The 13913-nt window shown below is 37.3% G+C and carries 7 protein-coding genes and 1 pseudogene; 3 read left to right on the forward strand and 5 right to left on the reverse strand.

Annotation, left to right across the window (positions count from 1 at the left end):
- Positions 1–246 (reverse strand): annotated as a pseudogene (locus BUQ87_RS01715) (IS21 family transposase); the annotation flags it as partial.
- A gap of 118 nt (positions 247–364) precedes the next feature.
- Between BUQ87_RS01715 and BUQ87_RS01720 the strand changes: the two are divergent.
- On the forward strand, positions 365–946 hold the full coding sequence (locus BUQ87_RS01720; RefSeq protein WP_038265448.1) for a TetR/AcrR family transcriptional regulator: 582 nt from the start codon (positions 365–367) through the stop codon (positions 944–946).
- A 526-nt stretch (positions 947–1472) separates the two neighbouring features.
- Here the strand turns inward: BUQ87_RS01720 and BUQ87_RS01725 are convergent.
- Positions 1473–2429 (reverse strand): tyrosine-type recombinase/integrase, encoded by a 957-nt coding sequence (locus BUQ87_RS01725; RefSeq protein ID WP_038265447.1) that lies wholly within the window; start codon positions 2427–2429, stop codon positions 1473–1475.
- A gap of 478 nt (positions 2430–2907) precedes the next feature.
- Here BUQ87_RS01725 and BUQ87_RS01730 point away from each other — a divergent pair, with 478 nt between their 5' ends.
- Entirely contained in the window at positions 2908–3156 is a 249-nt protein-coding gene (locus BUQ87_RS01730; RefSeq protein WP_038265445.1) for a hypothetical protein, read from the forward strand.
- A gap of 54 nt (positions 3157–3210) precedes the next feature.
- Here BUQ87_RS01730 and BUQ87_RS01735 read toward each other — a convergent pair whose 3' ends face one another.
- On the reverse strand, positions 3211–3564 hold the full coding sequence (locus BUQ87_RS01735) for a VOC family protein (RefSeq protein ID WP_074210015.1): 354 nt from the start codon (positions 3562–3564) through the stop codon (positions 3211–3213).
- 137 nt (positions 3565–3701) lie between these two features.
- Complete coding sequence (locus BUQ87_RS01740) at positions 3702–4175, reverse strand: hypothetical protein (RefSeq protein WP_038265442.1); 474 nt, start codon at positions 4173–4175, stop codon at positions 3702–3704.
- Between the two features lie 321 nt (positions 4176–4496).
- Between BUQ87_RS01740 and BUQ87_RS01745 the strand changes: the two genes are divergently transcribed.
- Positions 4497–4943, forward strand: a complete 447-nt coding sequence (locus BUQ87_RS01745; protein WP_038265439.1) for a hypothetical protein — start codon at positions 4497–4499, stop codon at positions 4941–4943.
- A gap of 455 nt (positions 4944–5398) precedes the next feature.
- Here BUQ87_RS01745 and BUQ87_RS01755 read toward each other — a convergent pair whose 3' ends face one another.
- On the reverse strand, positions 5399–13882 hold the full coding sequence (locus tag BUQ87_RS01755) for a glycoside hydrolase family 94 protein (RefSeq protein WP_052636142.1): 8484 nt from the start codon (positions 13880–13882) through the stop codon (positions 5399–5401).
- Between the last annotated feature and the right edge of the window lie 31 nt (positions 13883–13913).

Here is a 13913-nt window from a genome sequence, read left to right on the forward strand (position 1 = left end):
TATTTTACCCGTGTATCCTTGGCTCTGTATTTCTTCATATATGACAACTGCGTTGAAACATCCTTCGTTCATCCTTTGCATGATATAGTTTTTATACGAGTCTAACTTAGACGGTTTCTTTTTTGTCCGCTTATATTCAGGAGCCTTGTTTTGATTGAGCCATGTGCTTATGGTTTTAGAACTCTTGCCCATTATTTGAGCAATATCTTTAATGTACAAACCTTGATTTTTCATATCTCTTATCATGAAAATTTCCTCCATTTTTATCACGGGACCTCACTCCTTCAGACTCATTCTTAAAGTGAGTATACCGTTTTTTATCGGTAATTTTCAATCGGAGATTATCTGTAGTTTATCATCGTTTATGACAATAGAAAAAGCAACTAACTTGATGAATGAAGTAGGTTTTGAAAGTTTGACAGTACGTATGATCTGCGACGCTGCCAATATTTCTTCTGGAACATTTTATCACTATTTTGAAAATAAAACTGACTTGATAATAGAACTGTTCTCTTTGATAGACGACTATTTCGAAGAAAATGTTTTGGAGAGATTAAGTGACGAAGACGAGCTGGTAAATGTAATTAGATTTTGCAGCGGTTTTTCGGAGTTCGTAATGCAAACTGGCGTGGCCAAAAGTAAGCTTATCAACTCGATGTTTCCTGTTTACAGCAAAGGCGGTCACCATGAAGAACGAGGTCGTATTCTTTACAGAGAATTAAATGCAATCATAAGTAGGGGACAAGAAAAGGGGCAAATCATCACTGAATATGCGGCAGAGCAGCTAGTTGATATGATTCTTGTCATGGTAAGGGGCTACTGTTTTGACTGGGCAAGACGTGAAGGTTCTTATGATTTGGTAAAATACACTGAGGAAATGATAGCGTTGTTTGTAAGGGGGCTTAGGCCTTGTAGTGCATATGATTTGAAAATGCAGAAAGATTAATTTTCCATAATATAGACATGCAGCTTTTGTATGGTTAGTATTTAGATCACAGGCTATCTGCGAATTAATTGGATAATGAGCGTTTGTTCGCTGCATAAAAATTGAAGATTCTGACATTTTAGATTGAAATCAGTATTAATCTGGTCAAGGGCGTCATGATGAAAGTGTAAATATGTTTATGGTATGGCAATGGAAGTTATATGATGACGAAAATTTTAGGTGTATGATAAAAATGAGGATATTGTTGATTTTTTGTACGGATTACGGTGATATCCCTATTTTAAATTTGAGATATAAATAAGGATATCACCGCATAAGGTTTACATAATTTCAATACGGTAAATAAAAGCTGGTTTTTTATAAAGATATGTATTTGTTTTTTCAAAACCCCAGTTCAAGTCCGTGAAATCCCATTGATTTTGATTTTCGAACGTCCGAATGCTAATGTATTACAATGTAAAAAACCAGCCTTAAAATCAAAATAAAAGGCTGGTTTTTTTAATGTCCCTGTAAATATGAACTGGATTTAAAACCTAACTTTTTCCATCTGTCTTTGTCTTTCGGCCTGTGAGATTTCATGTGTATATATGTTGAGTGTCGTGGCTACATTTGCATGACCTAGAATATTCGAAAGGACAGGTATGCTCATGCCGCTGTTGATGCAGTAACTTGAAAATGTATGCCTTAAACTGTGAGGTGTTATGTCTTTTGTGATACTCGTTTTGGCGAGGATTTTTTTGAATATCTTGTCGATGTTTTTAGGGCTCATGGGCCTGTCTTTTTTGCCGGTCTCCTTATTTACATGCTCCGATCTGAATATGTAATCCGAAAAGACATTGTATCCGGCAACCTCTATTTTTTCCAAAGTGAATTTATAGTCACTTAGTATTTCCTTGAGATCCCTGTTGATAGGGACATATCTGAGCTTGTCCCCTTTTCCTATAACCGACACGCTCATTCCGATCATGTCAAAGTCAACCCATTTCAGACCGACCACTTCGCTTTTTCTAAGTCCAAGTCTTATCATTATCTGGAACATAAACCAGTTGCGCGTTGCAAAATATACGTCATAGCCGCTACCTTCCCTGATGGCGCTGGTAAGCACACGTATTACCTCTTCGAATTCGTCCGGAGCCAAAATGTCTTTTTTGTTGCTGCCTCCCTTTGCTCTTGTGAGTTTCACACCGAAGTTGTCAGGTATATACTCCCTTTTGTACAAATATGATATAAAGCTCTTTATTATATTTAGCTTGGTGTTTATGGTGTTGTTTGCATATGTACTGCTGAGACCATCGGCATAGTCGTATATGCATCTCCTGAAGTCCTTTTCGCTTATCCTTTTGAGGTCTGTGGACTCGTTCAATGAATCATACATTTTACCGAGTGTAAGGCTGTAATTGTATAATGTGTTTTTGGACCTCTTGCTTCTTTCGAGGTGTCCGTAATATTTACTGAGTAGATCTTTTATATCTAAATGTTCCAAGATATCCCCGCCCTTCACAAGTGATTTGATGTTTAACCATGTGATTATCCATATATACTATTAACCTATAAATCAGGTGTAATGTCAACTGTATTTTCAATGTTTGAATTCTCCATAATATTAAATTATGGAGAAACAGTGTTTTTGGCCGTTCTTTACAGCCGCCTTCTCAGATGCCTTGAAATCAGAGGTTAAAACCCCTCTTTAAAACGCATTTAGGCCGAATAAAACTGCCCTGAAAACCCATTCAAATCTGTTTCTCCATAATTATAGATAGTTTTCCCTTGTTAATTATGTCTGTTTTTGACGCCATTTAGAAAAGCTCTAGAACATGAATGTGTATTGAAATATAACTCCACACAAAAAACATTAATATTATTGTAAATAATTTAATGTTTTTTGTCGTTTACATATGATATTTATGTATAGTATTATTAATGGTATATATGGAGATTATACATTACAAGGAGGAATACATATGAGTGATGAAAATAGATATATACCTACAATTACAATAGCGCCTAAAAAAGAGAAGAAAATAACTAAGGCATACCACGACACGGAATCGAAATTTGAAAAGCTCACAAAAATTGCCAAGGAGGCAAATCTGAGTTTTAATGCCCTGCTCCAGGCGCTGACCAGTGATTTTCTTACAAACGGACAGATTTATGATTCGGAAAACGGGGAATACATATCGATTAGGGGTATGCTTAAAAAAGAAGAATAATATCTACAGAATAAAATGACCAAGGAGAATTTTAATTCTTCCTTGGTTAATTTTTTATTTGGCATCTTTATCTTCCTGCCAAAGTCCGAATACATTGTTTTCGGTGTCGAGGCATACGGCCATATATCCCCAGCTGGGAACAGATGTCTTTCCCTGTATTATTTTCCCTCCTAAACTTTCAACTTTGAGCATGTATTCGTCTACGGAATCAACTCCCATGAAATTGGTCATCCGCTGCTCACTCTCCATCCTCTTGCCAAGGCCTCCTCCAACGCCGGTGTTTCCATCAATATCTTTGCTTTCAAAAAGATAGTATTCCATTTCACCAGGTATGGCTTCGAATTTCCAGTCGAAAAGCTCTTCGTAGAAATTCTTAGCCCTTTCAGGCTGATCTGCTGCAATGTCAATGTTGAACTACAGTAGGCATTCTATTACCCCCTTTATAATCTATTGAAATCAATATCAATGATATAATACCCTTATATTTATAAAATAGAGGCAAAATCAGTTTTTATATTGTGATAAGCTATCTGAATTTACAAGTTTTACGGTCGTCGGCTTAAAGTGTTTATTAATATAGTGATTCCTATTGCAATCAGCACAAATGGCCAAATCCAATCAAAACCCAAGCCTATGCCAAGCAGAATAAATCCCCATATAAATGTTCCTCCAGCAGCCTCTCTGTATTTTGGTATACTCAGGCGAATAACGCCCTCTAAAAGTACAATGACTCCGGCACCGCTAAAGAAAACAGACCAGACGTCCAATCGACTAAAGTTTTTAGTGAAATCTGTATTTCCGAGTAGCAATACCACCCATCCCCAGATTAAAATCAAAGCCCAGCCTATGTCATCAATCCCTCCTTTACAAAAACAAACATAGTAATTGAAAAAGCTTGGTTTTATACACTGGATTTTCATACCTGTTTCTTTAGAGATTTTGCAAGGACTTTTAAAAAGCTCAAAATAGCGTTGCTTGCAAATTTGATCTTCTAATAATAAAAATATCCATATTAACATAATTGATTACTACAATATATTCATATATCGGTTTCAGCAGAACCAGTCTTCGTATTAACCGTATTTAGTGAATGTCATAAGGAATTTATAGGCCTGTAGATTAGCCGACAGTCTATGAAAAATCGGCGAAACAAATTTCACATTCTTTATATAGGGAATTCGGGTATATAATGAATAGGCTTGGATTTTAGTGAAAAAGGTAATATGCATAGGTACTCTTATTCAGTGTCTAATCCGATAAATAAAACTCATTAAACATGCCGAGTTTGCTTTACTGGAATCCCGTCAACTTCTAGTGTCTAATGGTGAGGAGGTATAAAAATGGACAGACAAAGAGTCGGACTTATACTGTTTTGGATAGGTTTTATATGGGCGCTTCTATGGGGCACTCTTGGGGCGATTAATGCAACTTCGTATTTTCGCTTTTTATCATGGGAGGAGATTAATAAGACAATTTGGGCAGTAGATCCACCTGGGCTTATGATGCTTGGGTATGGATTTTTCATGTTTATGGGATCTTTAGTGGCTGGGTTTGGATTGCTGCTAAGAGCTGGCGCGAAAGTATCGACTATTTGGAAATATGGGATTGGAATGGTTGTTGCGGTGATTATTGTTTCGAGTACACAAAGCCTTAAGCATAATCCTCGATATTTTGGTATCGGAGGAACTTTGATTTTGTTGTTTTGTTTTGGAACATTATGGATGTGGGCAGATGAACGCATGAATATGAAAAAGGGAAGTACGATAGCAGGCGACTTGAAGCTGTAGGATATACATTTTTACTTTTGGCGGCGTGGTTTACATGAGGAGCTTTATCTGTGGCTTTCTTGAAGGCCTTTGAAGGACAACCTCCGTCAAGTCCATTACACATAATCACATATTGGGTGCTGGGATGGTTTTTCTTATTTTAAAGTCATTACAAAGCACGTGCAAAATAAAAATCAGGGATTAAGACAGCAATTCTCAGTTTATTTAGGATTGGATAAGCTGAAAGATAGAATTTATAAGAAAAATGTAAGACTTAGATGGGGGTAAGGACCTTGATTGCTCTATATGCCTGCATAACTATCAAAGTTTTTATATTTTTTCGGAAAAAATACACCAATTTCTTGACAGACTCTATAGTTATACTTAAAATTTATATGCAAAAATCCACGCCTCTTTCATTAGCGTGGATTTTTGCATTGTGTGAAATTACAAAATCAACAAAACAAACATATATTCTAATTTAGAAAAGCTGTTACTATATGTTTTTCTCCATCATCCTCAAGCTCTATTATGTTTGATGACAAAGGCTTGTCGTCAAGAGTTAGGACTATATTTCCTTGACTATTGCCATAAGGTGTTTCCACGTTTATTTCGTATAATGTACTCTTGTAGATGTATTTTATGGTGTATTTTCTCCATTCTCCCGGGATGCACGGGTCTACTATTAATTTTTTCCCCCTTTGTTTCAATCCAATAATCTCTTCAATAGCGACATTATAAAGCCATCCGGCTGATCCTGTATACCAGCTCCACCCTCCTCTTCCACGGTGGAGAATGTTTGAATATACATCTGCTGCAACTACATATGGCTCTATCTTATATTTATTACATTCAAACAATGTATTCGAATGGTTTATAGGATTTAGCATCCTGAAAAGCTCGTAAGCTTTGTCTGCCTCACCCATTATAGAAAAGGCATGCATCACCCAGCAAGCAGCATGGGTATATTGGCCTCCGTTTTCACGAACTCCAGGCACATATCCTTTTATATATCCAGGGCTAAGTTCCCCTTTGTCGAAAGGAGGTTGGAAAATTAAAGCCAGACCATTTACCCAATCTATGAGATGTTCATCGAGTGATTTGAGAGCTATTTTTGCCCTCTCAACATCACACATTCTGCTTATTACCGCCCAGGATTGTGCTATTGAATCTATTGAACACTCTGAATTTTCGACAGAGCCAAGTGGGGTTCCATCGTCAAAATAGGCTCTTTTATACCACTCTCCATCCCATGATGTTTTTTCTATTGCATTTGAAATGTCAAGGGCTGTATCGCTGCATTTCTCTGCATATTCACTGTCCCCAAGACTTTCAGCCACATCAGAAAACTCCTTTAGCACATGACACATAAACCATCCCAGCCACACGCTTTCGCCTTTCCCTCCTACTCCAACTTCGTTCATTCCGTCGTTCCAATCTCCTGATCCCATAAGAGGAATTCCGTGTTTACCAAATTCAAGAGATTTTTCAATAGCTCTTTTACAGTGCTCATATACCGTTGACTTCTCAAGCGAGTATTCGGGTGAAAAAAAATTTTCAGTCTCGCCTTCAGTAATGTCGTCCCCTTCTACATATCCTACGGTTTCATGCAATACGGCGTGGTCTCCGCTTGTTTCTATATACTTGCAGACTGAAAATACAAGCCATAAATGATCATCTGCAATCCTGCTTCTTATTCCCCGTGCATTGTCTCCCTTGTGCCACCAATGCAAAGCGTCTCCTTCCTTAAATTGGTGCCTGCAGTGAAGAAGTATCTGTTTTCTTGCAATGAAAGGAGATAGCATTGAAATATTTGCAGCGTCTTGAAGTTGATCTCTAAAACCATATGCTCCAGATGACTGATAAAATGCTGTTCGTGCAAATAGTCTGCATGCTATTGTCTGGTACGCAATCCAGCCATTAAGCATTATATCCATAGATCTGTCGGGGGTTCTGACTTGAATTTTATTTAGAAGTTTTTTCCAATGATTCTTTGCTCGTTCAAGCTCTGAATGTGCATTTTCGACTTCATTATATTTCAGCGAAAGTTTTGATATTATGTCTTCGTCTTTTGAGCTTCCAAGCAAAATAGCCATTTCGGATTCCTCATTTTCTTCAAGTTCGACACTTAATTGAATCGCACAACAAGGATCGAGTTCACTGCCGGTATTTCCGGAAAGCTTTTTAAGCTTAAATGCGTTGCAGTTTGAAAGGTCATTGAAACGCCCCACAAACTCAGAAACATCAGCTGTATAAGAAACAATCTTTGCGCTTGAAGTTATAAATGCGGTCTCCGAAGGATATAGATAGTTGTTGGGATTTTTGACTTTTAAAATGTCTTTGTCCATCATACTTATTATGTGCTTATGTGAATTTTCAGTGTTATCTGAAAGCACAGGGTTTACATAGTATAAAATCGAGAGTCTTCTCCTCTTTCCTGATATGTTTTTAAGCTTTAAAAGGCTTATTTTTACAGGCTCGTCCAAGGGAACAAATAGAGTAAGGCTTGCATCTATACCTTCTGATGCCTTTTCGAATATGCTGTAGCCTTGCCCATGTCTTATGATGTGTTCGCAATCATCAGGGACAGGCGAGCGCGTTATGCACCAAACTTTTCCGCAGTCTTCATCCCTTATATATATGACTTCCCCAGGCATGTCAGTTATGGGATCATTGCTCCAGGGCGTAATCCTAAATTCCTTGCTGTTTCTTGCCCACGTGCAGCCTCCTCCGCTTTCAGAAACTGTAAAGCCAAATTTTTCATTTGCTATAACATTTATCCACGGCGCTGGAGTTAAAGCCTTGCTTTTGAGCATAATTACATATTCATCTCCATCGGGCGTAAAACCTCCATACCCATTGAAAAATTCCAGATTTTCAATGTCAAGCTCCTTGTATGTCTTTTCAAAGCTGCATTTTTCAAAGCTTACATATGGAGATACAGGTGTAGGTTCACTTTTTCGTACAAGCTGTTTTTCAATGGACGTGCCGCAGTCTATAACTATGCTGGCAACACTGTAAAAAAGCACTTTATCTTCAGGGGGCAGTGAATTTGAATTTATGATGTATATTCCCTCATGTATTTGAACCCCTAAAGATACTGCATCTGATATAGCTTTGCCAAGCTCACCTAAATAGCTGATTTCACTTTCGTCAAGAAAAATGATGTCAATTCTAAGTCCTTTCATTCTCCAACATTCACGACCTCTGAGCATGAGCTTTGCATTTTCAATATCTGCTATGTCCTTTATGCGTACAAGCACTATAGGATAATCTCCTGATACTGAGTATCCCCAGAGCGAATCCTGTCCCTTTGAGTTTAGAACTGTAATGTGAGAAAAGTTGCGCTTTTGAGGACTGTGATAGATTATATGAGGCAGCATCTTGTGAAAAATATTAATGTCATGTTCTGAAACACCCAAAAATCTTGCTTGGAACTGATTTTTCGTGGCCGAAAGCTGAAATGTCTGAGATATGGTTTGCTCACTTTTAAAATTCTTTGCAGACTCTATGCATCCTTCGCGGGTCTGTGAAACTCCAAGAATATAAGTGATTTGCACTTTTTGTCTTGCGGGAATCATTATTGTCTTTCTAAGGCTCATTATGGGATCAAGTACTCCACCTGTAGTGCCCGTAAGAAGCTGCTTATGCGCACAAGCGTTTTCAAAGCTTTTGCCTCTTCCAATAAAGTCAGGCCTGCTTGTCTCATACTGAGTTGCTCCTATAACTGAAGCGCCGCATGCCGCAGTGTGAAATGCCCATATTCTTTCGTCTTTTGAACTTTTAGGTCTTCTTGACGCTAAAATCACTTCACAATCATGCTCAAATTCAGTTTCTACAAATAGCTTTCCAAATGCAGGATGCGAAGTATCCTCACTGTGAGGTCCAAGAACAGTTTCCATGTAGCTAGTAAGTTCTAAAAATAGACTTTCATCATCTTCGTTGCTTATTGAAAGCCTTCTTACCTCTATGTTTTCAGTAGGTGATACTGTAACTTCCAAATGAGTTGTCAAGGAGTCTTCATTCCTTATGAATTCTGCCTTTTCTAGGGAAAATCTGGATTCATAGTTACCATGGTTTTCTGATAGAAGTCCATATGATACGCTCCAAATTTTTGAGCTTTTGATGTTGCGTATAAATATGTGCATTCCGCATTGGTTTGATTCAAACCCCTCTTTCCATCTTGTAAGCATCAAATTTGAAAATTTACTGTAGCCTTGCCCGCGTTCATTTAAAAGCACTGAATATTTCCCATTTGAAAGAATGTGTACGCACGGCGGAAATTTCGAAAAGTTTCTTTGGACTTTTGTAAACTCAAAATTTTCCCTCTTTTCTGCTCTCATCGGCTCTGGGGGCATCTTTCTCTTTCTTACTAAAGATTTAGCCGGTATTTTTTCTTGAAGGAGTATTTCTGCCGATTTAACAGCAAAATGGCTGTGAAATCTTTTTTGCATTACCATGTCGTTTATAAAATTATCTATCGCCAAAATTCCCATGCCCTGGTGATGTACCATATATGTCTTTATTACAGCCTTGCTTGTGTCATGTGGAATTCTCGAGATTGTATAGTCAATTGCCTCAAAAAGCCCATATTCACCAAGAGCTCCTTCATTTAAAAGATATCTTAAATTCTCCAGCGATTTCTTAGGGCTTACAGAAAGCGCAAGAAGAGTTGAATATGGGGATACAACCTTATCTGCCCCAAGCCCTCTTTTTAATGCCAGCTCAGGAATACCGAAAGCCTTGTATTGGTAGTTAAGCTCGGGATCAAACATATAATAGGCTGATTCCGACATTCCCCAAGGGATTTTGTTTTTTTTAGCATAATCTATCTGTGAGTTTAGAATAGATTTGTAAGTTTCATCGAGAACTGTATTGTCAAACTTTCTCATTGCAAGCGTAGGCATAAGGTACTCAAACATTGTTCCTCCCCAGGAGAGAAGGGAAGTATATCTCCCTATAAAAGCAGTTGAGCGGCTTAACTTTAGCCAATTTTTAGGGCTTATATATCCAAGTGCTATGGCGATATAGCTTGTCTGCCTCGCCTCTGAAGCAAGAAGATCATAATAAGACTTCGTAAGTGTATTGTTGTCAACATCGTAACCTATTGAAAAGAGTTCTTTTTTCGAGTCATAAAGCTGTGAAAAGTCAGAGGATTTTATTTGATTGTCAATTATTGCGCAGAGTTTTTTTATTTTCCTTACCATTTCGTCAATCCTTACCTTTGCTGATTTGACCTCGTACTCAAGTTCTGAAAGAAGCCCTAGAACATCTTCATCATGAGTATTGCTTCTAAGCTTTAAAATCACAAATATGAGCGTTGTGTAAAAGTCGTGAAGCCCAATAAGCGACATACTGCATTTGGCTTTTCCAAGAATTTCACATATTGAACCAACCTCTTTTCCCCTTAGTTTTCCAATTGTTTCAAATGGACTGAAGAATTCTTTCAGCTCCCTTTTGTGCAATTGATTCATCATAATAAGCCTTTTTCCCCAAGAAGAATCCTCAAACTCTTTAAAATCCAGCCTTTCAAGAAAAGCTTTCCACTCGACCACTGTAATGTATTCATCTTCTGGCTTTTTGAGATTATTTAATATGCCTGTGGCATCTTTTTCCATGCATTCGAGAGTATCAACTACTCCATCCACGAATACATTTTCAACAAGAGGCTTTTCAATATACTCTTCAAGGGCCTGTCTTGTACATATGAGGTATGATACAAAGTTGCCGCTATCCACAGTGGATACATATGCAGGCCTTAAAATAGAAAGGCTCCTTGTATCATACCAATTATAAAGATGCCCCCTCCACTGTTCAAGCTTTCCGACAGCAGCCATTATCTTTTCTATTCTTCTTACCATTTCGCCAGTGGATATATATCCAAAATCTCTTGCAGAAACTGTGGCTGCAATGGAAAGCCCTATATTCGTAGGCGATGTCCTGTGGGCAATTCCCTTTGGAGGATACTCCTGATAGTTGTCGGGAGGAAGAAAGTTTTCGCGAGAACATGCAAAATCCTCATAGTATGCCCATGTCCTTCTTGCTATTTCTCGCACAAGTCTTATGTCCTTTGGAGGTATTTTCTCTTTAGGTTTTCTTTTTTTGCTTATAAAATATGCAACAATTGGCGCAAATGCCCAAAGCACCGCAAATGAAAATGCGTATTTAACATTTTTAGGTGATATTTTATAAATGAGACTCAAAAATATGCCCGCCAATACAGGCGATGATTTCATTTTAAATATAAAATCATTGAAATTCTCATTTTCAAGCTTTTTTTCAACCATTGAAATTGGTGTCCACTCAAGTAGATTCTTTTTTGATATCAACAGCCTATATATAGTCTTTGATATCGCATTTAGCATGATGCATGTTTCATACGGAAGGAATACAAGCTTCAAAATAGCCCGCTTAGCCTCAGCCCTTATTCCAAATGTCACTTTGCAGTGAAATCTTCTTATCTTTATTCGCAGCCTGCCTTCTGCTGTGCAAGTTAAAATTTCTAAAAATAGAGGCAAAAAAATCTCTCCAAGCACCAAAAAAGTCCATATACGCCAATCGCCAGGAAGAACTGTAAATCCCAAAACCAATATGGAAAAAAGTGATACTTCAATAAGGCTTCTTCTCAGATTGTCGAAAATTTTCCATTTAGAAACTGTGGAAAGGGGATTTTTTACTTTTCTACCGAGTTCATCTCTAATACTTGGCATTATCCACTTTGCTATCTGCCAGTCTCCTCTTATCCACCTATGCAGTCTCATTATATATGAAGTATATTTCAAAGGATAGTCATCAAACAATTCTATGTCACTTGCAAGTCCTGTACTCACAAAATTGCCTTCCAAAAGGTCGTGGCTGAGAATCCTGTTTTCCGGCAATAGCGCTGAAAGAATGGAGTGGAATACTTCAAGATCATAAATCCCCTTGCCCACAAATGTACCTTTTCCGAAAAGATCCTGATATACGTTGGATGAAGGACATGAATAAGGATCTACCCCTGCATGTCCTGAATACACACTTGAAAAACTAGTTATATTTACGCCTTTTAGATTTATTCCAATATTTGGCTGTATCAGGCCATACCCTTCAACTACACGTCCGAGCTTTTCATCGAAAAATGGCTTGTTTAGTGGGTGCGATATGGTTCCAATAAGCTTCTTTGCAGCACCTAAAGGAAGAACAGTATCTGCATCGAGTACTATAATGTATTTTATATTCTTGACAAGACTTCGAGAGCTTCTTGAAATATTAATATGTGTTGTATCATGCTCCCCCATTAAAAATTTATTAAGCTCAGTTATAGAGCCCCTTTTCCTTTCCCATCCCATCCATTTGCTTTGGCTTTTGTTAAATATCCTTTTCCTTTGAAAGTAAAAGAATATGTCTTCACCTTTTGAATATTTTTTGTTGAGCCTTTTTATTCTTTTTTCTACATATTCTATTGTCTGCTTGTCATCTTCAAGAGTCATCTCATTTGCATCTTTCGGCTCACCAAGAAGAGCAAAATAAAGATTTTCTTCCCTGTTTGCAATATAATTCGTCTCAATAGAGTCTATAATCTCAGAAGCTCTTTTTTTATTTGACAATATTACAGGTGTTGCCACTAGAGTTCTGGAGTTTTCTGTGACTCCCCCCCTGTATTCTATCTTAGGCAAAAATGAAGGGTGCGTTAATAATGTGTATGCACAGTTTATTATTCTTATGAATATTTCACTCGTAGGTATTAATGTGATTCCCACTGCAAGAAATGAAATAATAATTTTTTTTGAACTGCCATATGCATATGCAAAAAAGAATGAACAAGCAAGCACAATAAATATAGTAAGTGGCAATGTATAAAACAAAAATGGATGCTTTGAAATTCCCCAAAAATCTTTTTTATATCCTAGTTTTTCCAACAGAGTTCCACTCCCATTTCCGACTATGTAATAGCCCACATGGGAGAGTTTGTCCATTCCGGACTCTTTTTCGAGTTTTGCGCACTCTATAGCTCTTAGCGCGACCTTTGTCTCATTCACACCAATTTTTGCACTCATTCTTTGCAATTTCTTTCTGTAATAGTTTCTTGATTCAAAATCCATTTCAGAATAAGTGTTGCTTGGATCTTCTCTTAGTATTTTTTCAACTATCGAAAGAGATTCGAATATGTCGTCCCAGTTCCACATCGACATTTCCCCAAGTGAAGTTATGGCATTACCCATTGAGAGCCTTAAAATTGACTGCTCATTGTGAGCAAGATTGGTCATGTCATCGATAGTTGAATCGTATTCTAGTAACTTTTCCTCAAGATATGGAACTAGTACATCAAATATTTCAGGTCTTAATCTTATCGTTTTTATCAGGTGTTCAATGTATGAAGGGCTTATTTTAAGACGGTTGTGCAATTCTTTCCCTACTTTTGAAAGCACAGTTTCAGAAGACAGGGACTTTATTTCTTCAATTTTTTCCCACTCATCTTGTTTTTCATTTAGATCTTCACACAAAACACCTATTTTTTCAATAAGGGCTACTTTAAACACAAGGGAAACCAGCCAAAGTTCGCACATATTGAGTATGTTGTTTAGCTGGTATGACTTTATAAACTCTATAACAATATCTTCGCTTATGTTTGCATCTGTAGCATCAACAAGCTCAAATGCTATTGAATATATTCTTGGAAAGCCTGCTAAATAATTTTCACTAAGAACTCCTATTTCAGAATCTAAATGTGATTTAAGCTGAAAGATAACATGTTCTATATGTTCCTCTATTTTATAAATGTTATCGAGAATCCATTCTGAACCTGCGAAAAGCGGCATTTGCGTGGATTCTATATTGCTTAACCTGTGGTGAACATCGAGTATTTTGGAATGACTTTCTCTTACTATTTTTTTCATATTGCTGAGCTTGTATTTTTTCATATTGAATGAATGCTCTCTTGCCAACGATTGAGCAAGAGTCCTTAAATCTTCATTTTTCATAAATACGCCTCCCAAATCAAGCATATTACAC

This window comes from Peptoclostridium litorale DSM 5388 (assembly GCF_900141635.1).
Classification (GTDB): domain Bacteria; phylum Bacillota; class Clostridia; order Peptostreptococcales; family Peptostreptococcaceae; genus Peptoclostridium; species Peptoclostridium litorale.

Excerpts from the sequence above, each read along its gene's own strand:
- BUQ87_RS01720 (WP_038265448.1), top strand. The coding sequence starts at position 365 with ATGACAATAGAAAAAGCAACTAACTTGATGAATGAAGTAGGTTTTGAA.
- BUQ87_RS01740 (WP_038265442.1), bottom strand. The coding sequence starts at position 4,175 with ATGTTAATATGGATATTTTTATTATTAGAAGATCAAATTTGCAAGCAA.
- BUQ87_RS01745 (WP_038265439.1), top strand. The coding sequence starts at position 4,497 with ATGGACAGACAAAGAGTCGGACTTATACTGTTTTGGATAGGTTTTATA.
- BUQ87_RS01755 (WP_052636142.1), bottom strand. The coding sequence starts at position 13,882 with ATGAAAAATGAAGATTTAAGGACTCTTGCTCAATCGTTGGCAAGAGAG.
- BUQ87_RS01730 (WP_038265445.1), top strand. The coding sequence starts at position 2,908 with ATGAGTGATGAAAATAGATATATACCTACAATTACAATAGCGCCTAAA.